This window comes from Pseudarthrobacter sp. TRD_SC_9 (assembly GCF_055361265.1).
In genome coordinates this window covers 1,022,101-1,047,576 of sequence record NZ_CM143956.1, presented here as the reverse complement: position 1 = coordinate 1,047,576, position 25,476 = coordinate 1,022,101, and the positions used below count along the sequence as shown (strand labels likewise).

The window sequence follows — 25,476 nt, the reverse complement described above, 5'->3', positions numbered from 1 at the left end:
TGTGCTCCTAAGAGGTGGTGATGGTGGTTCCGGCCGCCTTTGCCCGGGCTGAAATTCTGAGTGACTCGGTGAGCTTGCGCAGGGTTTTGGCCGTTGCTTCGGCATCTTCCTCGCTCCACTCGCGGAGAAGGTCCTGCAGGGACGCAACGCGCTGTTCTTCGATCCGGTGGAGCTTCTCCACTCCTGCAGGACTCAACGCAACCAACTGGGCCCGGCCGTCGTCGGGGTCCTGCCTTCGCACGATGTAACCCTGCTCCTCCAGATCGGCAATATGCCTGCTGAGGACCGGCGCGCTGACACCAAGCCGTTCCGCCAAACGCGTAGCACGGGACTCCCCCTCCCCCACGAAACGTAGGACGCCCTGCAACGCGACGCCGGTTTCCTGGCCTTTGGTGCTGGCCGCGGCTATACAGCGAACAGCCCGTTGGAGGTCGAAGATCTGATAGACGAGATCCACTGCCGTACCCGACTTAACCGTCATTGCCGACACTCCTCACTTGTTTGCCTAAAGCAACTATATTCATAATTGGTTGCTTAGGGCAAGTAATGAGTTGAGTGTCACCCCTGTGGAACAAGGCGTAGACGCAAGAAGGTCCCGGTTCCATCAGGAACCGGGACCTTCTTGCAGGACGTCAGATCAGCTGTCCAGATGCGTCGGGGCAAACATCTTCAGCAGGGTTTCAACCACGACGACGTTAGGGCCGTCTGCGGCGAAGCCCGCCCTCAGCGCGTCCCCCACTTCCTCGGGCGACACGCGGCGCGCTGGGACGCCAAAAGCTTCGGCCAGCTTCACAAAGTCCGGCCGCGCGAGTTCGGTGGCCGTGGCTTTGCCGAACGCACCCACCATGTATTCGCGCAGGATGCCGTAGCCGCCGTCGTCAACAATCAGCCACGTGACCGGCACATTGTGCTGCTTGGCGGTAGCCAACTCTGAGATGGAGTACATGGCCGAGCCGTCACCGGAAACGGCAAGCACCCGGGACGGCGCGCCCACAGTTTCCAGCCCCACCGCCCCGCCGATCGCGGCGGGGAAACCGTAGCCGAGTCCGCCGGCACCCTGCGCCGAGTGGAACTGGCCGCTGCGCGCGTCCCAACAGCTCCAGGCCCAGTACGAGGAAATCGTCATGTCCCAGAAAGTCTGCATGCCGTCCGGTACGGCGTCGCGGATAGCGGCCATGAAGTTCAGTTCCTTGGCCAGGTCCTGGGATTCCAGCCGGGCCCGCACTTTAGCAAGGGATTCCTTCACCACATCCTCGGGTGAGGTGCCATGCCAGTCAGCAGACACGGCCATGCCGTGCCGGCGCACTTCAGCGAGGGCCTCGGCGAGGGCTTCATCCAATGCTGACAGCGCCTGTCCGGCGTCGGCACGGATGCCCAGGCCGGGCCGGTTCGATTCAAGGACCCGGGGTTCGGCGTCAATCTGGATGATTCTGCCGCGCGGCTCGAAGGTGAAGTAGTTGGAGGTGACCTCGCCCAGTGAGGAACCGATGACGATCAGGACGTCAGCGTCCTCCAGGAGGTCCGTCATGTAACGGTCCTCGATCCAGGACTGCAGGGATAACTCGTGGTTCCAGGGGAAGGCACCATTACCGCCCGGCGTGCAGATCACCGGAGCCCGGAGCTGCTCTGCGATTGAGAGCAGGGATTTCTCCCCTTTACCCCGACGCGCACCGCCGCCTGCGATGATGGCCGGACGTTCCGCCGTCGTCAGCCATTTCACGGCTTCCCTGACCAGCTCGATCCGCGGCGGATTGTCCGCTGCAACTGCCAGCGCATCCTCCACCGGCGGGACCATGATCGGGTCCAGCAGGACATTTTGCGGAATCTCAATCCAGACAGGTCCCTGCGGCGAAGAAATGGCTTCCGTCCAGGCATCCTGGATGGCTGACGGGATGCCTGAGGCATGCTGGATGAGGCGCTGGCTCTTGGTGACGTTTGCCGCGGACGCTTTTTGGTCATCTAGCTGGTGCAGCATTCCCTTGCGCCGGGCGCCGAGTCCGTCAAGCGGGATCTGGCTGGCCACCACCACCATGGGCACCCCGGTTGCGTAAGCTTCCTGAAGCCCGGCGAGCGATGTCAACGCGCCGGGGCCGGTGGACAAGAAAAGAACGCCCACCTCGCCCGTGGCGCGTGAGTAACCGTCCGCCGCGAAGGCACTGTTGTTCTCCACGCGGGAGGATACGAAGTGCAGATTCCCGCGGCCCATGGCGTCAAAGAGGCCCAAGGCGTGCTGGCCCGGAATGCCAAAGACAGTCTTGGCCCCGAGCGCTTCGAGGGTTTCGACGACGAGGTCTCCCCCGTTGCGGACGCCGGTTCCCTTACTGGCCGCAGGAGCGTCAGGATCGAAAGCGGTCATGGCGTACCTTAGCTCGTGAGTCCGGCTGTAGCACCGGCAGCAGTGCTGGCAAAACCTGCCGGCCTGCGGCTTTCCTGGCCGAGCACCTGGGCAGCGTAGCCGTTGGCGGCACCAAAGCTGTCCCCTTCAACGGCATTGTCGGCCATGAGGGTAATGAGCTCATAGGCCACGTGGCTGGCGGCCACACCGGTGATTTCGGCGTGGTCGTAGGCGGGGGCCACCTCGACAACGTCGGCGCCCACCAGGTTCATGCCGCGGAAGCCACGGATGATTTCGAGGAGCTCACGGCTGGTGATGCCGCCGGCCTCGGGGGTTCCGGTGCCCGGCGCGTGGGCGGGGTCAAGAACATCGATGTCCACCGAAATGTAGAGCGGCCGGTTGCCGATCCGGTCCCGGACCTTGGCCACCGTCTCCAGGACACCCTGGTAGTAGACGTCAGCGGAGGTGACGATGCCGAAGCCGAAGCGGTGGTCATCGTCGAGGTCCTTCTTGCCGTAGAGGGGGCCACGGGTACCGATGTGGCTGATCGCCTCGGTATCCAGGATGCCTTCCTCCACAGCACGGCGGAACGGCGTGCCGTGGGTGTATTCGGCGCCGAAGTAGGTGTCCCAGGTGTCCAGGTGCGCATCGAAGTGCAGCATGGCAATGGGTCCGCCAGCGCGTTCGGCGGCGGCGCGGAGAAGGGGCAGGGCGATCGTGTGGTCACCGCCGAGGGTTACCAGCTTGCTGCCGTTGGCCGTGAGATCCAGGGCGTTCTGCTGGACTGTCTCGATGGCCTCGTCAATGTTGAACGGGTTGACGGCCATGTCTCCGGCGTCGGCAACCTGGATGTTCTCGAACGGGCTGACATCCCAGGCCGGGTTGTACGGGCGCAGCAGGCGGCTTGCCTCTCGCACGTGATTGGCGCCGAAACGGGCACCCGGGCGGTAGGAAACTCCGGAATCGAAGGGGACGCCCACCACTGTGATGCCGGCTTCGGCCACCTGGTCCAGGCGCGGGAGCCGGGCGTAGGTGGCAGCCCCTGCATAGCGGGGAATACGGGCGGAATCGATGGGGCCCAGGTTGCCGTTGGCTTCAATGCGCAACTCTTCCAAGGTGTACCTTCCTTCGAGGACGATCGGCGGATGTGATTGCTATCATACACTTGGAGTTGCCTCATATGCATCATGTGTTTACGGCCGAAGTGTCCCGCTTTAGCCCCGTCGCTTCGGGCCGAACCGACGCCACCCCGCCGCTTATCACTGATAGGATTTCTGTCACTGATAAATACTTATATGAAGTGAGTGGTTGTGCTTATAGCGGGAACAGTAATCGCAGTCATCTCCGGCGTCGGCATTTTGGCCATCGGCGTGCTCTACCTGGTTATACCGCGGTCCATGGCCGCGAACTTCGGACTGCCGGTAATCCCGCACCCCGAAGCCACGGACTGGCTCCGATTGAAGGGCTTCCGTGACCTCGCGATGGGAGTCATTGCAGGCGTTGTGGTCATCGCCGCACCAGCATCAGTGCTCGGTTGGGTGCTCGCCGCAGCTGCCATCATCCCACTAGGCGATGCCGTGACAATACTTAAGGCCGGAGGATCGCGCGGCGCGGCTCTCGGCATTCATGGGTCTACGGCAGCGTCGATGCTCGTAGCCAGCGTGCTTCTCCTCACCGCATGAACGCCACCGACGCCCCGAGAAACGACGACAAACGCCAACGGCGACTATCAGCACGACGTGAACGCATCCTGGCGGTTGCACTGGAGATCGCAGAATCCGAGGGGTGGGACGCGGTAACAACGCGCCGAGTCGCCGATGACATAGATTTCAGCCAACCGGTCATCTATCAGCACTTCTCCAGTCGCGATGCGCTGATTCGCGCAATTGCAGTGAAAGGTTTCGTGAGACTTACGGAGGAGATCAATTCGGTGCGTGCTTCGCAGCCGCCATCACCCCTGGAGGAACTTTGCTGCCGCTACGTCGACTTCGGATTGACCAATCCCCGCCTTTACGAGGCAATGTTCCTCTTGCCTACCACAGCAAGGTTCGCGACTGCGGACACTCCGGCTGAGATGCGTGCGTCGTTCGACGCCTTGGTTAGCGTTGTTGGGCCAAACATCACCTCTGACGACGCAGAGTCAGCGGCGGAGTTGCTGTGGGCAGCATGTCACGGGATCGTGACCCTTCGGATAGCCGAAAGGATACCCGGCACCAGGATAGACCAACATATTGCCCGCATCGTAAGCATCTCGATGCAGCCCTCGTAGCTTCATGCGGGCGGCTTCGCACCGTCGCGCGGGATTACGGCTTGTGTATATCCGAATATGGATACCGCGTTATCAGTAGTCCTCTCTGTGGCTCAGTGAGCCAGTTCTAAGGCTGCCAAGCCGTTTTGGTTTTCGTACGTACCGGTTCCAGCCAACGGCAGTAGGTACCAAACGGTCGTGGAGCGAGGTTCCTTGTTCCACAGGGGAACGCCTCGCCGTGTAGCCTCTTTCCACGTCCGACTTCGGCCATGACGGCATGGCTGATGGATTCGGACCAAGCCGCGTCCTTTTCTTGCCGGCCTGGTAGTCAGCCTCGGCCCGTTGCCTGTCTGCTGGGCGCATAGAACCTGACCCGCTTGCTGGCCCCGGTCCCCCGGGAGCCGCGGGCGGAACCCGCGGAATGTGTCTACACCCGTGGTGATGGTCCTGATGGGCTGGGTCGTCCATGGTGAGTGGCAAGGAAGTGGAGCCGACAGATCTCCATGGAGACAGAATCCGGAACAGCCTTGGACTGCCACGCAGCGGGTAGGTCAGGAACCTCTTGCCTGCCACTTGCCCTATTCTCCTCGGCGGGCAGCGGGAGGCAAACGCCTGGGGACGCAGCGAGTTACCGGCTGGCCGCGGGTACCAGGACCCAGAGAACTTCAACAGGCTCATCGGTGGGATTTACCCAGGTGTGCGGCTCGCGGCCGGGGAAGGTGACGGTATCGCCCGCTTCCAGCTCGTATGTCTCGTTGGAGAGGATCAACTGGATGGATCCTTTGATGACGTGCAGGACGTCAACGTCGCAATCCACCGCGTAGAGTTCGGACTCACCCCGGCCCCGGGGAGCGATCACAGACTGGATGATCTGAACCCGGCGCTCGGACCGGGCAGTGAGCAGGCGCTCAGTAATGCCCTCTCCGCCCAGGGAGATGCGCGGTCCGGAGTCGCGCTTGGTGAGATGGGTTTCCGGTGCGGCGAACAACTCGCCGATCGAAATGGAGAGCACCTGGCAGAGGGTCACCAGCGACGCTACCGACGGCGAAGTAAGGTCGCGCTCAACCCGGCTCAGGAACCCCTTGGTCAGGCCCGTGGCGTCGGCAACCTGCTCGATGGTAAGCCGCTGCGACTGCCGGGCAGCACGGATCCGGGAGCCAATAGCCACGGGGACGTTACTGGGCTCAACGGGTAGTGCCTTCATCATCAAACCTTTCACGGCCAGACGCCTGGCCCCATCACTGGAGTAATCCTAACGGGCCACCCCTTTTGTGACGCCGACCACGCGAGGGAGTCGGAGGCAAGCCCGTCAACCCACGTCACACCTTGACTGTTACTCCAGTCACAATCTAACCTATGGGCAACAATAGTTGCGTATTTGAAACATGAGAGCAGACGCGCGACGCGACGTGTCGGCGTCCCCAGCACTGCACCTTCCCGGGCACTGCGGCTACCCCGGCCGTTCCGCCACCCAGATCCAGGAGCCCCAAACATGGATGCAAGTTTTATCAACATCGCCATCGTGGTGGTGTACCTGATAGCCATGCTGGCCTTTGGCTGGTGGGGCAAGTCCCGTACCAAGAACAACAGCGACTTCCTGGTGGCCGGCCGCCGCCTGGGCCCTTTCCTCTATACCGGCACCATGGCCGCCGTGGTCCTCGGCGGAGCCTCAACTGTCGGCGGCGTGGGGCTTGGCTACAAGTTTGGGATCTCCGGCATGTGGCTGGTGGTGGCCATCGGCGCCGGCGTCCTGCTGCTGAGCCTGCTCTTCGCCGGAACCATCCAGAAGCTCAAAATTTACACGGTTTCGCAGATGCTCACCCTGCGCTACGGCAGCAAGGCCACACAGACATCCGGCATCGTGATGCTGGCCTACACCCTGATGCTTTGCGCCACATCCACCGGCGCCTACGCCACCATCTTCGTGGTCCTGTTCGGCTGGGACCGTGCCCTGGCCATCGGCATCGGCGGGGCCATTGTGCTGGTCTACTCCACGATCGGCGGAATGTGGTCCATTACGCTTGCGGACCAGGTTCAGTTCGTCATCAAGACCGTCGGCATCTTCGCCTTGATGCTGCCGTTCACCCTGAACGCTGCCGGCGGCCTGGACGGCATCCGCAGCCGTGTTGACGCAAGCTTCTTCCAGATCGACGGCATCGGGCTCCAGACGATCATCACGTACTTCGTGGTCTATACCCTGGGCCTGCTGATCGGCCAGGACATCTGGCAGCGCGTTTTCACCGCCAGGACTCCAACCGTAGCCCGCTGGGGTGGCGCGACTGCCGGTGTTTACTGCATCCTTTACGGCGTGGCCGGCGCCCTGATCGGCATGGCGGCAAGCGTTGCCCTCGCGGACATGGAAATCGAAGCCAAGGACGATGTCTACGCTGTTGTGGCGCAGAACCTCCTCCCCGTCGGCATCGGCGGGCTGGTCCTGGCTGCCGCCGTGGCCGCCATGATGTCCACCGCTTCCGGCGCGCTCATCGCCGCCGCGACCGTTGCACGGGCCGACGTCATGCCGTTCGTTGCCGGCTGGTTTGGCAAGACCGTCAACACCGAGGACACCGATAACCCGGAGCACGACGTCAGGGCCAACCGCATGTGGGTACTGGCCTTGGGCGTTGTGGCCATCCTGCTCGCCATTATGACCAAGGACGTGGTGGCCGCCCTCACCATCGCGTACGACATCCTGGTAGGCGGTCTGCTGGTGGCCATCCTGGGCGGTTTGGTCTGGAAGCGCGGCACCGGAATCGCCGCCGCCGCCTCGATGGCCGTTGGAACCGTAATGACGCTGGGCACCATGATTGTTTTGGAGATCAATGCGGAGGCACCGCTGGACGGCGTCTACGCTAATGAGCCCATCTACTTCGGCCTCATCGCATCAGCTGCGGTCTACATTGTGGTGTCGCTCTTGAGCAAGCCCACCGATCCGGCCGTGATGAGCGCGTGGAACAGCCGGGTAGCCGGCACCGCAGACAAAGAACCGCTTCGGGACGAGCCAGCGCCAGCCAGCACCGTCTAGCGTTCGGGCTCACCCTCCATCACTCGAATCACCAGATGCCCGACGGCGGCGCTCCCCACTGCGGGGGCGCCGCCGTCGGACATTAAGCCGTCGGACGTTAAGTAACGTTCGGGCTCCTCAGTCCCGGATCCTTCGGTGATCACTCAGTCCCGCGGAACTCATCCGAGTCATGGGGAACGGGCCGGTCCTCGTCCGGGAGCACCGGCGGGGTGTGGATCACCACGTTGTCTTCGGCGTCAATAGCGTCACCTTCGCCGTCCCAGTCCTCGTCCACGGGAGTGTCCTCGGCATAGTCAAACGCGGGATCGTATTCGAGGGTGTCCGGTACCGGGAGATCGTTGGGATCTTCTGTGCTGGCCATCTCTGTAAACCTCCTCACTATTGCGCTGGATGGAACTGTTCTTTCATGACAACACCGGAGCTCCGGCCGGTCAAGGAAGTGCCGTTGATCCGCCCGCTTATTGAGGTGTGCCGAAACAATCCGCTAAGGAATACCAGCCAAAAATCCGCGGAAATGAGGGGTAGGCTGGGTCGGGCAATGGGGCCGCACCACGTCCTATTCCAGACCAGGAGTTTCTGTGTCAGAGCACAATCAGCACACCGGGCAGAGCGCTACCAACAGCACTCAAGGCTCACCCCCACCCAGTGCAGCGGATTACCGCCGCTGGCGGCAGTACCTCGCGGACGAACGCGCGGAGGCGGCCGTCTACCGGGATCTGGCGCAGAACCGCAGCGGCGAGGAACGTGAAATCCTTTTGGCCCTGGCAGAGGCGGAAGGACGCCACGAGGCCCATTGGCTTCAACTCCTCGGCAAGCACGCCGGCAAACCGCGGCCGGCGTCCATGCGCAGCCAGTTCCTAGGGTTCCTCGCCCGGCATTTCGGTTCAGTTTTTGTCCTTGCCCTGGCGCAGCGGGCCGAGGGCCGCTCCCCCTACGCCAAGGACCCCAACGCCACCCCCGCTATGGTCGCGGACGAGCAGATCCATGAAGAAGTGGTGCGTGGTCTGGCCACCCGCGGTCGCAACCGGCTCGCCGGGACATTCCGCGCTGCAGTGTTTGGCGCCAATGACGGCCTGGTCAGCAACCTCGCGCTCGTAATGGGCATGGCCGCCTCCGGAGTGGCCAGCAGCGTAGTGCTGCTGAGCGGCATAGCAGGCTTGCTGGCCGGAGCCCTGTCGATGGGCGCCGGCGAATTCGTTTCCGTCCGTTCACAGCGTGAACTCCTCGCAGCCACCCGCCCTACCCAGGTGACACTGGCCGCCGCCCCCCAGTTGGACCTTGAGCACAACGAGTTGCTGCTGGTTTACCTGGCCCGAGGCATGTCCCACGAAGCCGCCAGGCACCGCGTTGCCGAACGCATGGGCCTGCTTTCCTGCGACTGCGATCCCAGCCTCTCCCTCCAGCCGGAACTTCCTGACGCCGAGGACCAGCACGAGGCAGTGGGCACCGCGTGGGGTGCGGCTTTTTCCAGCTTCGGGTTCTTCGCGTCCGGCGCCATCGTGCCCATCCTGCCGTTCCTGTTCGGACTGACCGGGGTCACGGCACTTATCGTTGCGGGCGTCCTGGTGGGTTTGGCCCTGCTCCTGACCGGCGCTGTGGTTGGCTTGCTATCCGGCACCTCTCCCCTGACTCGCGGACTGCGGCAGCTGGGAATCGGGCTTGGCGCCGCACTGGTCAGCTACCTGCTGGGCCTGGTCTTCGGCACCGTAGTGGCCTAGCCGGCGGCAGCCGGAACCTCAGTGGCAGGTTCCGCGGCCAGCACAGCCGGGGACCCGCCGTCGGACATTCCATCAGCACCCGCCCCACCTCTTGCCGCCTTGGCCGCCGCGATGACCATGAGGCCAAGACCCAGCAAGGTCAGTCCCGCTCCTGCCCAGATGGGAGAGGTGTACCCCAGGCCGGCGCTGATAGTTACGCCGCCCAGCCAGGCCCCCAGAGCATTGCCCACGTTGAAGGCGCCGATATTGGCGCCGGAAGCCAGCGACGGAGCGCTGTACGCATACTTCATGACCCGCATCTGCAGCCCGGGCACCGTGGCGAAGCCGAAGCCGCCCATCAGCAGCAGTGACGCAACAGTGAGCACCTGATTGCCGGCGGTCAGCGCAAACAGGACCAGGACCAGAACCAGGACGGCCAGCACCACCAGGAGCGTACGGTCCACGTTCTTGTCAGCAGCCCTGCCGCCCAGAGTGTTTCCCGCAAACAACCCCACACCGAAGACGATCAGCAGCCAGGGGACCGTGGTGGCCGCGAAGCCGGATACGTCAGTGAGGGTAAACGCGATGTAGGTGAAGGCACCGAACATGCCTCCGTAGCCCAGGACGGTGACCGCGATGGATAGCCAAACCTGGGCGGATCGGAAGGCACGCAACTCCCCGCGGAGACCACCGGCCGGCTCGTCACCGCGGCCAGCGCCGGGAACCAGAGCCAGGATTCCGACCAGGGCAACAACGCCGATCACCGTGATCGCCCAGAACGTAGCCCGCCAACCTGCTGCCTGGCCCAACAGGGTGCCGAACGGTACGCCCAGGACGTTGGCTGCGGTCAGGCCGGTGAACATGATGGCAATGGCGGCTGCCTTCCGGGCGGGAGCCACCATCCCGGCCGCAACCACGGCCCCTATGCCGAAGAATGCCCCATGGGACAAGGCGGCAACAATTCTGCCGGCCATCATCACCCAGTAGTCGGCGGAAACAGCGGAGATGAGATTCCCGGCAATGAACAGCACCATCAGCACCGCCAGGACCGGCTTTCGATCGAAACGGGACACCGCAGCGGTGAGTGCCAGGGCGCCCACAACCACCGCCAGGGCGTAGCCGGAGATGAACCAGCCAGCGGCCGCTTCACTGACGGCGAAATCAGCGGCAACTTCCGGCAACAGGCCCATAATGACGAACTCGGTCAGTCCAATACCAAAGCCGCCGAGGGCCAGCGCGATCAAGCCAACAGGCATGGGAATGCTCCTTGAAGATTATGCGGAACTGGAACGCCCGCATAGACTATTAGTTGCAGACGCGGTATTTATCTTTGCATGAGCAACTAAATAGCGCAAGCTCTTATGGCGCGCATGCAACTAAGTGCAGCCGGTACGCCGCACAATCAATGCGAAGAGAGGCATCACACCATGGGCATCAAGGACGACGCCGTCGAAGTCCGCGCGCAGGGCTGGCGCACACTGGCCGCATTACATGGTCTGATCGAGGGCGAACTCGAACGCGCGCTGCAGGCGGAGTCCCAGCTGTCAATGGTTGAGTACACAGTGCTGGACGCACTGAGCCGCCAGGATGGCTGGCACATGCGCATGCAGCAACTGGCCCGCGCCACCGCACTGAGCCCCAGTGCCACCACACGTCTGGTGAACCGCCTCGAGGACCGCGGCCTGCTTACCAGGATCCTCTGCGCGGACGATCGTCGGGGAATCTACACTGAACTCACGCCTGCCGGCAGCGAACTGCTGGACGCCGCCCGGCCCGCCCACGACGCCACACTTGAGCGCGCGCTGGACGAGGCCGGGCAGGTTCCGGAGCTTGCCGGGCTGGTGCGCGCACTCCCCCGCCTGCACGCAGGAGTTTAGCGCGCAAGCCAGTACTTACCCCGCCAGCAACCTCGCATCAGCAGCAATCAGCGCAGCGAGTCCGGCGGGCAGCCCGGAGCCGGACGAACGCTCGGCCTCGGCGGCAAGATCAGCCCAGGCGGCCTTGTCGATGGCCTTAATGAGCTTGTCCCGGACCTTGGAATCCACGCCTTCAGACACGGACAGCAGGTACAGGCCGGCTACGGACGGAGCTACAGTGAAAGTGATGCCAGCGGTCGCTTCGCCGCCGGGGCCAGCAGCCATTGCCGTCAGCGTGTGAGTGCCCGGAGCCAGCGAGTTGGTTGAGATGGCGACGCCTTCTTCTACAGGCTTTCCGTCCAGGGTCAGCTCCACACTTTCGGCGTGGGAACTTACGACGGCGGGAACTACTGAGGTGCCGCGGCCGTACGTTGCGCCGTCGGCACCTGCCGGGAAGCTGACCGTGGCTTTAGGTGCAGGCGGCGCCGGGGCTGCAGTGGCACTCTGGTAACCCACCAGGGCGCCGGCCCGGTTGGTGATGATGCCGTCCACGCCTGCCTCGGTCATGACTTTCCACTGCTCCGCGGAGTCAACGGTGTAGGGCATCACTGCGACGCCGGCGTCGTGCAGTTCCTTGATAGCGTCCGGGCGGGCGGCGAGCGCCGACCAGCTTGGGTTATAAGTGACCACGCCGTACTGTTTAGCGGCCGCGACGACATCGGCATCCAGGGTGCCCCGCAGCAGGCCAAGACGCAGCGTGGGGGCGTATTCCCTGGAGTACTGCAGGACGTTGGTGTCAAAGCTTTGCAGGATGGTTTGGTTCTCCAGGCCGCGTTCACGCACCATATCAATGATCCGCTGGACTTCCTCGCGGGTTTCGGGACCCTTGACCTCCAGCAGGATGCCACTGCCCTCCGTGTCGCTCTGATCCAGGAACTCGGCAAGCGTGGGGACTTTGGCGCCGGCATAGGCTGGAGAGAACCACGAACCGGCTTCAAGGCCTGCGATGTAGCCGGCTGTCAGGTTGGCAACACTTCCGGTTCCGGCCGTGGTGCGGTCCACAGAGCCGTCGTGGATGACCACGGGAACGCCGTCAGCGGAGGTGTTGACATCCATTTCCACCCAGTCCGCCCCTGCACGGCCGCCGGACAGCAGGGCCTGCAGGGTGTTTTCCGGAATGACCGAGGACAGGCCGCGGTGGGCAATGACGGCAGGCCGGCCGCCTTCTCCCACCAGCAGCGATTCGGTGTCCGGCAACTGTGTCACCGTGATGTCATCATAGGAAACGGTGGCGCCGTTGTTCACGAAGCCCAGGACCCCTGTATCGGTGCGGATCAAGCGGTTTGTCTCCATCAGCTTCTGGCCATTGAAGAACCAGGCAGCCTTACGGCCCCGGACCTCAACAGCCACCTTCACGTCGGTGCCGGTACCGGCAGCGGTGGGGGCCGCCGTCGTATCCGTGACATTCCAACTGTTGGCAGCGGTGCGTTCGGCGAATTCCAGCCCATTGCCGGCTGTGGAACCGGACCGCATGGTGGCAATCCAGTACGGCACGGCGCCGTTGGGCTGGATGTCCAGGCCGAGGGCGGACCAACGGCCGGCGTTAAGCACATTCTCAAAGCGGACGGTGGCTTCGAAGCGGTAGCTGCGAAGATGCGGCCCGAACGTAATCCGCGACAGCTGCGAGGTAGTGGCGCTGGTGCCGTAGAGGCGGCCGTTCTCCACCTTCCAGGCACCCTCGACGGCGTTAAAGCCTTCCGGCATGCCGGCGCCGGAGAAATCCTGGCTGTACACAACGGTGGGCTCAGCGACCGGAGCCGGGGCGGTGATTGCCGGCTGCAGCGGTGCGGCAGTGGCGGCGGGCAGTGGGACGAGCGCGACGGCGGCGAGCACGGTGAGTGCAGCGGCGGCCGTTCGCCGGAGGGTTGGGGTAGTCACACTGCCGACCGTAGGCCGCCTCGGTTCCGTGCAGGTGTGGGGCCGGTTCCACCCATTCGTACGGTGTGTGAACGGACGGTTAAAACCCTTGCGCACCCCGAGGCCCGCGTTCTATTCTTATTCAACCAAGTAGTTGATCAACCAAATGATTGAGTACTTGGCCGGATTGGGAGGAGGTAGAACATGGAAACGGACAATGACGGCCTGCTGGACGCCGCGTTCATGGCGTTGGCGGATCCAGTGCGCAGAAGCATCATTGCCCGGCTCAGCCATGGTTCCGCCACCGTCAACGACCTCGCCGAACCCTTTGCAATCAGCAAGCAGGCGGTGTCGAAACATATCCAGGTGCTTGAGCAGGCCCAGCTGGTTACCCGGTCCCGGGATGCCCAACGCAGGCCCGTGCACCTGAATCCCGAACGGCTCGAGGCACTCACCGCCTGGATCGGCCAGTACCGGCTGGTCCGGGAAGAGCAATTCCGAAACCTCGACGCCGTCCTACGTTCCAGCGCCGCATCCCGCGGCCGGCAAAGCTAAGGATCAATCATGACCAACGCATTGAAACTCACCGTTCCCGAAGGCGAGCCCTTCATTGACACCGAGCGCGAGTTCGACTTCCCGGTGGAAGACGTGTTCCGCGCCCACAAGGACCCAGCCCTGATCACCCAATGGCTTGGGCCGCGTGGACTGAAGATGGAGGTGGACCACTACGACTTCCGTACGGGCGGCAGCTACAGCTACGTCCACACGGGACCGGACGGCGTGGCCTACAGGTTCAACGGTATTTTCCACACTGTCCGGGAGAACGAGTTCGCCATCCAGACGTTCGAATTCGGAGGCTACCCGGATGTTGTCAGCCTGGAATTTATGACATTCGAGGACCTGGGCAATGGCCGGTGCCGGCTGCGCGGCCACTCCGTCTATCCCAGCCAGGAAGCCCGCGACGGCATGGCCCAGTCCGGTATGGAAAGCGGCATGACTGAAGGTTACGAACGCCTGGACGAACTGCTCAGCGCCGCCAAGGTCTAGCTGACGCCAACGATACAAACGACGACGGCCGGTTACCTTCCTGGGGAAGGTAACCGGCCGTCGGTGGTCGAGCCTGTCGAGACCCAGGGTTTCGGCAAGCTCAACCACCGGAGGTCGAGCCTGTCGAGACCTAGGGTTTCGACAGGCTCAACCACCGGAGAGAACTAGAGGGCTGCGTAAACTTCGCGCAGCAGCGTAGCGGTCTCGGACGGCGTCTTGCCGACCTTTACGCCGGCGGCCTCGAGGGCTTCCTTCTTGGCCTGGGCGGTACCGGCGGAACCGGAGACGATGGCGCCTGCGTGGCCCATGGTCTTGCCTTCCGGAGCGGTGAAACCGGCCACATAGCCGACAACCGGCTTGGTGACGTTGGCCTTGATGAAGTCGGCTGCGCGCTCTTCAGCGTCGCCGCCGATTTCGCCGATCATCACGATGGCCTTGGTCTCCGGGTCCGCCTCAAACGCGGCCAGGGCGTCGATGTGCGTGGTGCCGATGACGGGGTCGCCGCCGATGCCGATGGCGGTGGAGAAGCCAAGGTCACGCAGTTCGTACATCATCTGGTAGGTCAGGGTGCCTGACTTGGAGACGAGGCCGATGGGGCCCTTGCCGGTGATGTTGGCGGGCGTGATGCCTACCAGGGCTTCGCCGGGGGTGATGATGCCGGGGCAGTTCGGTCCGATGATCCGGGTGATCTGGTTGCCGTCGGCGTCAACCTTGGACTGGGCCAGTGCCCAGAACTCGGCCGAATCCTGGACAGGCACGCCTTCGGTGATGACGACTACGAGGCCGATTTCGGCTTCGATGGCTTCAACAACGGCGTCCTTAGTGAATGCCGGGGGGACGAAGACGATGGAGACGTCTGCGCCGGTTTCGGCGATGGCTTCCTTGACGGTGCCGAAGACGTGAATGTCGTTGTCACCGTGGACCACAGTGGTGCCGGCCTTGCGTGCGTTCACGCCGCCGACGATGTTGGTGCCGGCCTTGAGCATCAGGGCGGTGTGCTTGGTGCCTTCGCCGCCGGTGATGCCCTGGACGATGACCTTGGAGTCTTTGTTCAGATAAATAGACATGTGTTCTTTCCTAGATCTCGACAGGCTCGATCAGCGGGCTGCGTTGGCGAGCTCGGCGGCCTTGTCGGCGCCCTCGTCCATGGTGGCGGCCAGGGTAACCAGCGGGTGGTTTGCCTCGGCAAGGATGCGGCGGCCTTCCTCAACATTGTTGCCGTCGAGGCGGACGACCAGGGGCTTGTTGGCTGAGGAACCGAGCTCGGCGAGTGCGCCGACGATGCCCTTGGCAACGGCGTCACATGCGGTGATGCCACCGAAGACGTTCACGAACACAGACTTGACCTGCTCGTCGCCCAGGATGACGTCGAGGCCGGCAGCCATGACCTCAGCGGAGGCTCCACCGCCGATGTCCAGGAAGTTGGCGGGCTTGACGTTGCCGTGGTTTTCACCGGCATAGGCAACAACGTCCAGCGTGGACATCACCAGGCCTGCACCGTTGCCGATGATGCCTACGGAGCCGTCGAGCTTGACGTAGTTGAGGTCCTGCGCCTTTGCCTTGGCTTCGAGGGGATCAGCAGCATCCTTGTCCTCGAGCTTGGCGTGGTGCGGGTGGCGGAAATCGGCGTTCTCGTCGAGGGAGACCTTGCCGTCCAGGGCGACGATGTCACCGGCGCCGGTCTTCACCAGCGGGTTGACCTCCACCAAGGTGGCGTCTTCCTTCTTGAAGACGTCCCAGAGCTTGAGGATAACGGCGGCGACCTTGCCGCGCAGTTCCTCGGAGAAGCCTGCAGCAGCGACGATCTCGTCTGCCTTGGCCTGGTCAATTCCAACGGCGGGATCAATGGCGACCTTGGCCAGCGCATCCGGACGTTCGACGGCGAGCTGTTCGATTTCCATGCCGCCTTCTACCGAGCACATGGCCAGGTAGTTGCGGTTGGCCCGGTCCAGCAGGACGGAGAAGTAGTATTCCTCGGCAATATCCGCGCCCTGGGCAATCATCACCTTGTTAACGGTGTGGCCCTTGATGTCCATGCCCAGGATGTTGGTTGCGTGCTCCAGTGCTTCGTCCGCAGACTTGGCCACCTTTACGCCGCCGGCCTTACCGCGGCCGCCAACCTTAACCTGTGCCTTGACGACGGTAACGCCGCCAATCTTCTCGGCAGCTGCTTTTGCTTCTTCAGGGGTGTACGCCACGATGCCGGCAAGCACGGGTACACCGTGCGCCTCGAACATATCGCGCGCCTGGTATTCAAACAGGTCCACGGTTTAGTGTCCTTCTACGTCGAAGTAGTTTCTGTACAGTCGGGCACCATCGAAGACGATGACCGGGCTGCGGAATTGCATGTACCGGAGGCTGTTGAAAACGAGCCGCGCGGCGTAATGCTCCACTGGGAACTCTAGTCCTTCGCGGACACCCGCCGGACCTAGACTACCCGTTCTGTGAGTAACGACACTATTCTATGAAGCGTAGAAAAACCGCGTAATTACGGGGTTTTTGGGCTGGTTTCGGCGGTACCAGCGGCCGTTTCGATGCCCTTTTCAGGGGCAGAAACAAGTTCATACTTGCCCTTTGACACGAAGAATCCGACCCCCGCTGAGACGTTCCCGCAGGCCACCCCGCCGTTGTACGCCGAGCATCGCAGTCCATTGCGTTCCAGGTTCTGCCCGTCCGGCAGCACGGGAAGCCCCGAAACAGGACCACTGGCGTTGCCGTTGGCCCCGTATTCCGCTTCCATCTGCGTAACTCCGGAGCGGCATTCGCCATACCGCGCATTGTCCGGCGTGGCGATGGCCGTGCCACCAAGGAAGCCCAGATTGGTGCCGGCACAGTCGCTGGAGATGTCCGCAGGCTCCGGCTTGGGGTACTCCGCCAGCTCGCAATGTGCCACGGGAACAATGGCCAGTTTGTTGTTGGCGGCGTCACTGTAATTGTTTGGCTCGTACGGGAGGTTGACGTGTTCGCCCCGGGCCGACGTCAGCGAACACACAATGTTGCGGTCCTCCGTCACAAAGCTCAGGACGTCCTGGCCTGCTGAGTATGGAGCCGGATCCGCCAGCGGCGCCTGTGCCAGCTGTTCAATGGCGGGCAAGGGTGCAGGCGCCACGTAGTTGGGGTCTTCCTGGCTGAAGCTGCAGGACGTGATGGCAAGCAGCAGCAGAGCCGCAAGCATCCCCCGGAGAACACGCCGCACAGGCTATGCCTCCACCTTGGTCAGCGGTGCATAACGAAGCAGGAGCCGTTTCTCCCCCACGCTGAACTTCACCTTGGCCACCGTTTTATCTCCGGCGCCTTCCAGTGCGAGTACCGTGCCGTTGCCGAAACTGCTGTGGTTGACCCTGTCCCCCACACTGACGGCAATGACTTCCTTCTGCGGCTGCACGCGGTTCTTGGCGATGATCGCCGGAACGTCTGCATTGAAACCTGCGTGCGAGTCCGCCGCTGCACCGCGTGCGGCACCCGCTCCCCAGAAGGAGCCGCTGTAACGGTCGGACCCGACGCCAGCTCCGCTGCCCCACCCGGCAGCGTTCCGGCTGGTACCCTCGCGCTTCCACTCCACCAGGTCGCTGGGGATCTCCTCGATGAACTGGCTGGCGGGGTTGTACTGGCTCTGGCCCCACAGGCTGCGGACCTCCGAGCGGGTGATGTACAGGCGCTTGCGGGCCCGGGTAAGGCCCACGTAGGCCAGGCGGCGTTCTTCCGCCAGTTCCTTGGGATCGGTGGCCGAGCGCGAGTGCGGGAAGATGCCGTGTTCCATGCCGGTCAGGAACACCACCGGGAACTCCAGTCCCTTGGCGGTGTGCAGCGTCATCAGCGTGACCACCCCCAGCCGGCGGGCTTCTGCCACGGCTGCCGCGGCCTGAGCCTCGGTGGCCCCGGGGGCATCCGGAATTTGATCGGCATCCGCCACCAGGGATACCTGCTCCAGGAAGGCTTCCAGCGAGCCCTCCGGGTTTTCCTGTTCGTACTCGCGGACCACAGCCACGAGTTCAGCCAGGTTTTCCACGCGGGATTCATCTTGGGGGTCCGTGCTGGCGCGCAGCCCGGCGAGGTAGCCGGTCTGCTCCAGAACGGCTTCCAACGCTGCCGACGCACCCGAGCCGGCGGCGACTACAGCGAGATCGTCCAGCAGCTTCACAAACCCCTGCACAGCGTTGACGGAACGCGTTGCCATGCCGGGCGCCTGGTCCGCACGCCGGGCCGCGGCCATAAAGGAGATTCGCTCGCGTTCTGCCAACGCGGCAACCGCCCCCTCCGCGCGGTCACCGATGCCGCGCTTGGGTTCGTTAAGCACCCGGCGAAGGTTGACGTCGTCGTCCGGATTGACCAGTACACGCAGGTAGGCGAGGGCGTCCTTGATTTCCTTGCGCTCGTAGAAACGGGTGCCGCCCACCACCTTGTAGGGCAAGCCCACGCGCACCAGGACGTCTTCAATGGACCGCGACTGCGCGTTGGTCCGGTAGAAAATAGCGACATCGCCCGGACGCAGGCCGTCCTCGTCCTGCAGCCTGTCGATTTCCTTGGCGATGAACCGGGCTTCCTCGTGTTCGTTCTCTCCCACATAGCCAACGATTTTGTGGCCGTCCCCCTCCGCGGTCCACAGCCGCTTCTCCGGCCGGTTGGGGTTGCGTGAGATCACCGAGTTGGCGGCGCTGAGGATGTTCTGGGTGGACCGGTAATTTTGCTCCAGCTTGATGGTGCGTGCGTTGGGATAGTCCCTGGAGAATTCCACAATGTTCCGGATGTCCGCGCCCCGGAAGGCGTAAATGGATTGATCGGAATCGCCGACGACGGTCAGCTCGCTCGCCTGCTCCCCCTCGCCCACGATTTCCCGCACCAGGGCGTACTGCGCGTGGTTGGTGTCCTGGTATTCATCCACCAGGACGTGCCGGAAGCGGCGGCGGTAGGATTCCGCGAGCGCCGGGAAGGCCCGGAACATGTAGACGGTCTGGGCGATGAGGTCATCAAAGTCCATGGCATTGGCCTGCCGCAGCCGCTGCGTATACCCCTTGAAGACCTCTGCCACGGCCGACTCGAAGGGATCGCTGTGGTTGGCCGAGGACGAGTAGGAATCGTCGTCAATAAGTTCGTTCTTGAGCGCGGAGATCTTGTGCTGGATGGCCTTGGGCGCGAACCGCTTTGGATCCAGTTCCAGGTTCTTGGCCACGAGCGTAATCAGCCGCAGCGAATCCGCGGAATCGTAGATGGAGAAGTTGGACTTCAGGCCGACGTTCGCTGCCTCTCGGCGCAGGATCCGAACGCAAGACGAGTGGAACGTGGAAATCCACATGGCCTTGGCACGCGGCCCCACCAGCGCTTCGATACGTTCACGCATCTCAGCTGCTGCCTTGTTGGTGAACGTGATGGCCAGGATCTCGCCGTGGTGGGCCCGCTTAGTAGCGATCAGGTAACCGATCCGGTTACTCAGCACACGGGTTTTTCCCGAGCCGGCGCCGGCCACAATAAGCAACGGCCCGCTGGAGTGCTTGACTGCCTCCTCCTGCTGCGGGTTCAGTCCCTCAAGAAGCCGGGCGGCATCGAGGGCGGGAGCGCTGTGGCGGGCAGAACCTGCACTGTCACCGGGACCGGCGGCTTCAGGGCCCGCACCGGCTGCGCCGCCGGAACCAAAACCAACCCCGTCTCCGGCACTGAAAGCACGGGTTTGGGTGCGCGCGGCAGCGGCGGGTGCGGCTTTGAAGGGGCCGTCGGAGTAAGGGTCAAACAACATATCCATGGTGTAGACAAGTCTAGGCGCTGGGGCAGACAGCGGGTGTTCCTAGCCCACCCGCCCGGTCTCGAGGGCTGCGCGCAACTGGCGTACCGCCGTCGGGCTTCCTGCCATGAACCACTCCAGCCCGTTGATCGAGACGGTGTCCGTAGCACCGCCGGCGGCTTCTACGACTGCTTTTCCGGGCAGCCAGTCCCACTCCGGGCAGCTGTGCTGGAACCAGCAGCCCAGTTCGCCGTCGGCTACCCGGCCGAGGTCGCAGGACCCGGAGCCCAGCATGCGAAGGGCTGCGGCGGACGTTGCCGCGGCGTGCCACGGCATGGCGCACATCGGATCGGCGAGCCAGCCCGGATGGATGTAGGTGGCCGCGCCGATTTCAGCAAGCGGGCGGTCGCCGCGGAGCCCGTCGGCATCGAAGGTGCCAAGTAAAGCATCGTTAAGCGTGGCCGGCCGGCCTTTGCCGCCCAGCCACAGCTTGTCCTCCTCCGGCTGGAAGATGGCGCCCAGCAGCACGCCATTGCTGTCCTTCAGGGCCAGCGCCGAACACCAGTAGCTGGAGCCGTGCAGGAAGTTGTAGGTGCCGTCCACCGGGTCGATCACCCAGGTCCGGCCGCTGCTGCCGGCGAAGGCAGCGCCCTCCTCCCCCACAACTCCGTCCTCAGGCCGGCAGCGGCGAAGCTGTTCCAGGACGTATGCTTCAGCGGCGTGATCGGCGGCGGTAACGACGTCGGATATTGAGGTTTTGCGCTCCCCTTGCAGCCCTGCCATCCGCATCAGCAGGGCAAGCTGGCCCGCTTCCCGCACCAGCGCGGAAGCGAGTTGGAAGTCGTCGAGGGCGGGATCAAGGTCAAGGGTGCTGTGCCTGCCTGTGGTCATGCAGACAGTCTAGGCGGGACAATAATGGAAGTTATGGCCAAGACCCCAGCGCAGCGGATGAAGAAGCACGGCACCAAGGCTGTGGTACCGCAGCACCATCTGCCGCCGGTGATTAATCCCACCACGTCCAGGACCCCGCAGAAGGCGGGCAGCAACGCCAACCTGATTCTGATCGCCGGTGTGGTGGCCAGCCTTTTCCTGTTCTGGTACCTCCACCTGCTCACCCTGAACCAGCTCTCCCAGATTTCCGATGGCCTGGCCATGCCTGATTCGCTGCTGGGCGGTTTCGATGCTGCCTACATCGAGCAGCTCCGCGCCGCTATGGACAACGATGCGCGTGGCCAGCTGAATTACCTCCACAAGACCGCCGGCACGTTGTTCCCGCTGATTTTCGGCTTCACGTGGTTGCTGCTGATCGGCACCAATGTGGCCCGGAAGGCACTGCGCTGGATCCTGTGGGGCGTGCCGCTGCTGTTTGTGGTGGCCCGGCTGTGGGCCAACGCGGCGATCGACGGCGTGATTTCCAGTGAAGCGCTCGACACCGGCCAGGTGGCACTCGCGTCGGGCCTCACCGTGGCCGGGTGGGTGCTCCTGGTGCTGAGCCTCCTGGTTGGCGGTGCCGCCGTGTTCTTGAACTCATCGGCTGCCCGCGCCAAAAAGGGATAGTTCTGCCCATCGCCAACCGGACGCACTGCTCATAGTCTGTGGAGGTAGCGATAAACGAGCCGAAAGGCTCCTGTCCCGAGGCGGAAAACATGGCCGGTCCCACCCTGGCCCCCAGCTCCACGTCATACCAACTGAGCACACTGGCCTGGGCCTTGGCCACAGAGCTTGCCGGCGGTGAGTCAGATCGCTTGAGCGGCCTCGACCCGGAAACCCTGGAGGGGCTCCACCAAGAACTGCGGGCAGCCGGAATCACGGCCGGCTCGTTCTCCGGAAGCACGAGCCTCGTCCCGGAGTGGCTGCAGCTGATCCGGCAGGCCGCTGCGGCGCCGCTTCGGTTGCGCTGCGTTGCCCGCACGGACACCATCTCCGTCCATTCCCGGGTTGCCCTGTCCGAGGGCAACGGCCTGGCCATCACCTTCTCCCGGGACATCGCCGAGTCCGGCGGGTCTGTGCACGTCACCGCCATTCACAGCACCACCCGGATCACCGTCTTTCCGGAACGGGACCTGTGGCAGGTCGTGTCCGGCAACTTCCCGCTTGCGCTCCCGGATGAAAGTGCCGCACGTTCCTTCGCTGAAGAGTCCGACGTCGTGCTGGCAGCATCGCGGCCCCGCGCCACCTTCCACTTCGCTGTGGAAGCCCGTACCCCGGAATCACCTGACCGTTACAGTACGCACCGGGCGTGGTCCCTTTCGGAGTGCCTGTACGCGGTGAAAACCGCCTCGAGCGGTGCCCGTGAAGGGGTGCTGACTCCGGTGCAGCCCTCCCGGATGGCCGAGCAGCTGGTGTGGGACGTACTGGGCGCCCACGATTTCCTGGCGGCGGGAACCTCTGGAAGAGCTAACACTGCTGGAACCACCGGGCAGGGAGGCCAGCTGTGAGTCTCTACGGAATGGACCTGGAGCAGGGCAGGGAGCTGGCGCAGCAGCTCGGCCGGGCCGGCGAACGATTCTCCCTGCTGAGCACGCAGCTGACTCCCATGATCCGCAACGCGGACTGGGCAGGCACGGACGGTGCCGGCTTCCGGAACGACTGGAACGGACATAATCAGCAACTCCTGGCCGCCGCACGGGCCCTGCTGGCCGCCGCCGAAAGTGTCCGGGACAATGTCCGGCAACAGGAGGAAGCCAGCAACCCGGCGGCCGGCGGGGGTACCGGTGGAGGCTCCGGCGAAGGACCTTCGCCGCAGCCGGCACCCAATGAGCCGGCAAAACCCGAGGACCGGGAAGAACCGGATGAGAAGGACGATGACTCGTTGTGGGGCAACTTCAAGGATGGAGTCGGCAACGTCAAGGACAGCGTCACGGGAGCGGTGGAAACCAGCTGGGACAACCTTTCTGATGCCGCCGGGGACCAACTCAACAGCTATGCGGACTTCGGCCGGCTGGGTTGGGACTACCTCACCACCGGCGAACCGCCCTCCATCACCGAGTTGGTTACCGCGGGCACCCAGGTGGCCGCCGGCCAGCTGAATTTCCTGGCCACCGTGGCCACCTCCGGCCAGTACCATCCCCACCTGCTGGACGACGGCTCACCCACCGCCACTGAAGGCCAGGGTGTTGGCGTGGGTGACGATCCCGCCGTCGCCGGTCATCGCAACACTCCGGTCCCGGAGAGCCTGTCCGCGATCATGGGTGGAGTAACTTCTGCCTACGACGACGTCGGCAAGTCCGGAACGCCCGATGCCGCCATCCGCATCACCACTGTGAACAACGCTGACGGTCCCGCCTACATCGTGGCCATTCCGGGAACGAGCGAGTGGAACGTCCAATCCGGAACCAACCCCATGGATACCGTGGGGAACCTGTCCTCCGCCTCCGGTGACCTGTCAACGGCGTCGCGGGCGGTACAGCTGGCCATGGAAAACGCCGGCATCCCCAGCGATGCCCCCGTGATGCTCGTGGGCCACTCACAAGGCGGGCTGACAGCGGCGGCGCTGGCCTCGGACGACGGCTTCCGTGAAGACTTCAACGTCACCAACGTCGCAGTGTACGGCGCTCCCATCGATTCAGCCCGGATCCCGGACAGTGTCCAGGCTGTGTCCATCCAGCACGAGTACGACCTGGTGCCCCGGCTGGATCTGGGCAACGACAAACCCCCGCTCATCGCCGGCATGCCCGCAACCCCATGGAGCAGCAGCCACAATGCCACCGTGGTCACCCTGCCCACCCCCGACGGCGCAGGTCCTGGCAGCCTCACCGCCAACCACGACTACAACAAGTACACGGATTCAGTCCTCGAGCACCAGGATTCCGGGTTGCTGGCCGGGTACGCCAACCACCCGTCCATGGATCCGTTCCTCACCGATGATCCCGGCCAGGTGTCCTCCTCTGCGTATGGCATTTCCCGTGAGCAGTAGGCTCGGGGCATGAGCAAAATCCGATTGATACCGGCCACGTGCCTGCTGCTTATCCTGGCGCTGGCTGCCTGCAGCCCCGGCGGCCCGGCTGACCCTGGCGGCACCAGCGACGAGGATTATGCGGCGAAGTACCGTGCCGCCGTCGAAGACCTGGACCATGTGGAGCGTGTGGACTCCAGTTACAAGTCGACGGCCGGCATGGGCAGCACCGCTGACCTGTTCGTCTACGCGGATTCTTCAGACCCGGCCGTGCTGGAAGGAGTGCTGGAACAAGCCTTCCCGGCGGTCATCAGGGCTGCCGATGGCGATCCGGAGACCAACCTTGCCCTGCAGGTCATATCGCAGGACGGACAGACAGCTGTATCGCCGTCGGATCTGGGCTACGAGGGCACTGGGACGCTGTCAAGCTACCGTGAGTTCCTGGCCGGATAACCCTCCCGGGCCGCGCGCAGTTGAACACGGTGCCGGTGGATGCGACGCGCCACCACCAGGCCGGCCGCAGCCATCCCCAGTGTGACCGGGTAGGCCATCAGCCGTTCGAGCAGGCCCGGAAGCGGAACATCCATGGCCGTCACCCCTCCCGTCGCCAGGGCGCCAAGGGACACTACCGCGCAGGCGAGCAGGAACCACGCCCACGGCGTTTGCCTCAGCCACAGGAAACCCAGGACCAGCAGCGCCAGCGCTCCGGCCAGGAAGTACATCACCGCTCCGGCAAAATGCAGGATGGAACCGGCGTCCTCCGGGACCAGGCCTACCAGAACGGTTCCTGCTCCGGCCGCTGCCGTCAGGAAACGCACGGCAACGGCTGCGGACCAGGGCCTGCCGTGGCCGGGCGCCACCAGCACGCCGGACCTTCCTGCAACACACAGCAGCCCGGAGGAGAGCAGCAGCGCGCCCAGCAGCATACCCAGGCCCTGGACCACGAATGAGGCATTCATCAGCCAGTTCAAGGGCGAGCAAACATTCCGCCCGTCGTAGATCCCACAATGCCAGGCGCCAAGGTCGCTGATGTAACCGGTCAGCCTGCTGTAGGGCGCCGGCCCGGCCCAAGCCCCGATCACCGCGGCTTCGGCGGCGAAATACTGCAGGACGCTGAGCACGGACCACGCGCCGATGTATTGCCTGGTGGATGCAGTGTCCGGGATATAGGCCACGGTGCCGGCTGGACTCATGGTTTGAGCGTAGTACCCCGGTACCTTGTATGCTGGTATCCGTGCCCGGGCCGTTACGCCCCGGACACAGGCCCTCGTAGCTCAGTGGATAGAGCACGGCTCTCCTAAAGCCGGTGTCGTTGGTTCGATTCCAATCGAGGGCACTTGATCCCCCAGAATCCCCGCATCATCGTGTCCGCCGTGTGCGTTTACAACGCTGACGGGCACCTGCTCACCGTGCGGAAGCGCGGCACCGACAAGTTCATGCATCCGGGCGGCAAGCCTGAAGCGGGCGAGACCGCCGTCGAAGCCGCAGCCCGCGAACTTGCTGAAGAAGTGGGCATCGTTCTTACCCCCGCTGACCTCACGCTGTTGGGCGTCTGGATCGCCGACGCCGCCAACGAGGCCGCCACGGACATCGAAGCAACAGTTTTCTCCGCACCGGGCGTGTGGGAGGCCGTACCGTCAGCCGAGATCGCCGAGATCCGCTGGCTGGACCTGCATGCTGCCCTCCCCGGGGATCTCGCTCCCCTGCTGACGGACCACGTCCTGCCTATGCTGAGGCGTTAAG

25 protein-coding genes and 1 tRNA gene are annotated in these 25,476 nt (G+C 63.8%); 13 read left to right on the top strand and 13 right to left on the bottom strand.

Annotated elements, in window-relative coordinates; genetic code table 11:
• Nucleotides 1–7: 7 nt before the first annotated feature.
• From ACWA13_RS05010 to speB, 3 genes are all read right to left on the bottom strand, one after another.
• Complete coding sequence (locus ACWA13_RS05010; protein WP_463937055.1) at nt 8–481, bottom strand: MarR family winged helix-turn-helix transcriptional regulator; 474 nt, start codon at nt 479–481, stop codon at nt 8–10.
• A 156-nt stretch (nt 482–637) separates the two neighbouring features.
• Nucleotides 638–2,356, bottom strand: coding sequence for a thiamine pyrophosphate-binding protein (locus ACWA13_RS05005; RefSeq protein WP_463937054.1), 1,719 nt, complete (start codon nt 2,354–2,356; stop codon nt 638–640).
• Nucleotides 2,357–2,364: 8 nt separating this feature from the next.
• On the bottom strand, nt 2,365–3,450 hold the full coding sequence (speB, locus tag ACWA13_RS05000) for an agmatinase (RefSeq protein ID WP_463937053.1): 1,086 nt from the start codon (nt 3,448–3,450) through the stop codon (nt 2,365–2,367).
• A gap of 189 nt (nt 3,451–3,639) precedes the next feature.
• Between speB and ACWA13_RS04995 the strand changes: the two genes are divergently transcribed.
• Together ACWA13_RS04995 and ACWA13_RS04990 are read left to right on the top strand one after the other, a co-directional pair.
• A complete protein-coding gene (locus ACWA13_RS04995) occupies nt 3,640–4,017 on the top strand; it encodes a DUF4267 domain-containing protein (protein ID WP_463937052.1) in 378 nt (125 codons plus the stop codon).
• Complete coding sequence (locus ACWA13_RS04990; protein WP_463937051.1) at nt 4,014–4,604, top strand: TetR/AcrR family transcriptional regulator; 591 nt, start codon at nt 4,014–4,016, stop codon at nt 4,602–4,604. The genes ACWA13_RS04995 and ACWA13_RS04990 overlap by 4 nt, the downstream gene beginning before the upstream one ends.
• A gap of 607 nt (nt 4,605–5,211) precedes the next feature.
• On the opposite strand, the gene ACWA13_RS04985 is transcribed toward ACWA13_RS04990, so the two are convergent.
• Nucleotides 5,212–5,787, bottom strand: coding sequence for a helix-turn-helix domain-containing protein (locus ACWA13_RS04985; protein ID WP_463937835.1), 576 nt, complete (start codon nt 5,785–5,787; stop codon nt 5,212–5,214).
• 288 nt (nt 5,788–6,075) lie between these two features.
• Here ACWA13_RS04985 and ACWA13_RS04980 point away from each other — a divergent pair, with 288 nt between their 5' ends.
• Nucleotides 6,076–7,605 carry a sodium:solute symporter family protein gene (locus tag ACWA13_RS04980; RefSeq protein ID WP_463937050.1) on the top strand — a complete coding sequence of 510 codons (1,530 nt, stop codon included), beginning with the start codon at nt 6,076–6,078 and terminating at the stop codon, nt 7,603–7,605.
• Nucleotides 7,606–7,744: 139 nt separating this feature from the next.
• On the opposite strand, the gene ACWA13_RS04975 is transcribed toward ACWA13_RS04980, so the two are convergent.
• A complete protein-coding gene (locus tag ACWA13_RS04975; protein WP_463937049.1) occupies nt 7,745–7,966 on the bottom strand; it encodes a hypothetical protein in 222 nt (73 codons plus the stop codon).
• 217 nt (nt 7,967–8,183) lie between these two features.
• On the opposite strand from ACWA13_RS04975, the gene ACWA13_RS04970 reads away from it, so the two are divergent.
• Nucleotides 8,184–9,323, top strand: a complete 1,140-nt coding sequence (locus ACWA13_RS04970) for a VIT1/CCC1 transporter family protein (RefSeq protein WP_463937048.1) — start codon at nt 8,184–8,186, stop codon at nt 9,321–9,323.
• On the opposite strand, the gene ACWA13_RS04965 is transcribed toward ACWA13_RS04970, so the two are convergent.
• A complete protein-coding gene (locus tag ACWA13_RS04965; RefSeq protein WP_463937047.1) occupies nt 9,320–10,558 on the bottom strand; it encodes an MFS transporter in 1,239 nt (412 codons plus the stop codon). The genes ACWA13_RS04970 and ACWA13_RS04965 overlap by 4 nt on opposite strands.
• A 171-nt stretch (nt 10,559–10,729) precedes the next feature.
• Here ACWA13_RS04965 and ACWA13_RS04960 point away from each other — a divergent pair, with 171 nt between their 5' ends.
• On the top strand, nt 10,730–11,179 hold the full coding sequence (locus ACWA13_RS04960; protein WP_463937046.1) for a MarR family winged helix-turn-helix transcriptional regulator: 450 nt from the start codon (nt 10,730–10,732) through the stop codon (nt 11,177–11,179).
• Nucleotides 11,180–11,194: 15 nt separating this feature from the next.
• Here ACWA13_RS04960 and ACWA13_RS04955 read toward each other — a convergent pair whose 3' ends face one another.
• Complete coding sequence (locus ACWA13_RS04955; protein ID WP_463937045.1) at nt 11,195–13,096, bottom strand: glycerophosphodiester phosphodiesterase; 1,902 nt, start codon at nt 13,094–13,096, stop codon at nt 11,195–11,197.
• A gap of 183 nt (nt 13,097–13,279) precedes the next feature.
• Between ACWA13_RS04955 and ACWA13_RS04950 the strand changes: the two genes are divergently transcribed.
• Complete coding sequence (locus ACWA13_RS04950; RefSeq protein WP_463937044.1) at nt 13,280–13,630, top strand: ArsR/SmtB family transcription factor; 351 nt, start codon at nt 13,280–13,282, stop codon at nt 13,628–13,630.
• A gap of 9 nt (nt 13,631–13,639) precedes the next feature.
• Nucleotides 13,640–14,122, top strand: coding sequence for an SRPBCC family protein (locus tag ACWA13_RS04945; RefSeq protein ID WP_463937043.1), 483 nt, complete (start codon nt 13,640–13,642; stop codon nt 14,120–14,122).
• Between the two features lie 164 nt (nt 14,123–14,286).
• Here the strand turns inward: ACWA13_RS04945 and sucD are convergent, their stop codons facing one another.
• The 5 genes from sucD to ACWA13_RS04920 form a co-directional block, all read right to left on the bottom strand.
• A complete protein-coding gene (gene sucD, locus ACWA13_RS04940) occupies nt 14,287–15,189 on the bottom strand; it encodes a succinate--CoA ligase subunit alpha (protein ID WP_463937042.1) in 903 nt (300 codons plus the stop codon).
• A gap of 30 nt (nt 15,190–15,219) precedes the next feature.
• Nucleotides 15,220–16,389, bottom strand: coding sequence for an ADP-forming succinate--CoA ligase subunit beta (gene sucC / locus ACWA13_RS04935; protein WP_463937041.1), 1,170 nt, complete (start codon nt 16,387–16,389; stop codon nt 15,220–15,222).
• Nucleotides 16,390–16,610: 221 nt separating this feature from the next.
• Complete coding sequence (locus tag ACWA13_RS04930) at nt 16,611–17,297, bottom strand: hypothetical protein (RefSeq protein ID WP_463937834.1); 687 nt, start codon at nt 17,295–17,297, stop codon at nt 16,611–16,613.
• Nucleotides 17,298–17,321: 24 nt separating this feature from the next.
• A complete protein-coding gene (gene pcrA / locus ACWA13_RS04925) occupies nt 17,322–19,853 on the bottom strand; it encodes a DNA helicase PcrA (RefSeq protein ID WP_463937833.1) in 2,532 nt (843 codons plus the stop codon).
• A gap of 48 nt (nt 19,854–19,901) precedes the next feature.
• Nucleotides 19,902–20,729: an inositol monophosphatase family protein gene (locus ACWA13_RS04920; protein WP_463937040.1), complete on the bottom strand. Its 828-nt coding sequence runs from the start codon at nt 20,727–20,729 to the stop codon at nt 19,902–19,904.
• A 33-nt stretch (nt 20,730–20,762) separates the two neighbouring features.
• Between ACWA13_RS04920 and ACWA13_RS04915 the strand changes: the two genes are divergently transcribed.
• The 4 genes from ACWA13_RS04915 to ACWA13_RS04900 all read left to right on the top strand — a co-directional run bounded on the left by ACWA13_RS04915 (nt 20,763) and on the right by ACWA13_RS04900 (nt 24,186).
• Entirely contained in the window at nt 20,763–21,395 is a 633-nt protein-coding gene (locus ACWA13_RS04915) for a hypothetical protein (RefSeq protein ID WP_463937039.1), read from the top strand.
• Nucleotides 21,396–21,484: 89 nt separating this feature from the next.
• Complete coding sequence (locus tag ACWA13_RS04910; RefSeq protein WP_463937038.1) at nt 21,485–22,276, top strand: hypothetical protein; 792 nt, start codon at nt 21,485–21,487, stop codon at nt 22,274–22,276.
• Nucleotides 22,273–23,754, top strand: a complete 1,482-nt coding sequence (locus tag ACWA13_RS04905) for an alpha/beta hydrolase family protein (protein WP_463937037.1) — start codon at nt 22,273–22,275, stop codon at nt 23,752–23,754. Before ACWA13_RS04910 ends, ACWA13_RS04905 begins: the two co-directional genes overlap by 4 nt.
• A 9-nt stretch (nt 23,755–23,763) precedes the next feature.
• On the top strand, nt 23,764–24,186 hold the full coding sequence (locus ACWA13_RS04900) for a hypothetical protein (protein ID WP_463937036.1): 423 nt from the start codon (nt 23,764–23,766) through the stop codon (nt 24,184–24,186).
• On the opposite strand, the gene ACWA13_RS04895 is transcribed toward ACWA13_RS04900, so the two are convergent.
• Nucleotides 24,162–24,926: a DUF998 domain-containing protein gene (locus ACWA13_RS04895; RefSeq protein WP_463937035.1), complete on the bottom strand. Its 765-nt coding sequence runs from the start codon at nt 24,924–24,926 to the stop codon at nt 24,162–24,164. The genes ACWA13_RS04900 and ACWA13_RS04895 overlap by 25 nt on opposite strands.
• Nucleotides 24,927–24,996: 70 nt before the next feature.
• On the opposite strand from ACWA13_RS04895, the gene ACWA13_RS04890 reads away from it, so the two are divergent.
• Nucleotides 24,997–25,069 (top strand) — tRNA-Arg (locus tag ACWA13_RS04890).
• 1 nt (nt 25,070) lies between these two features.
• The gene (locus ACWA13_RS04885) at nt 25,071–25,475 is read left to right on the top strand and encodes an NUDIX hydrolase (protein ID WP_463937034.1); all 405 of its coding nucleotides are present in this window, start codon (nt 25,071–25,073) and stop codon (nt 25,473–25,475) included.
• Nucleotide 25,476 lies beyond the last annotated feature (1 nt).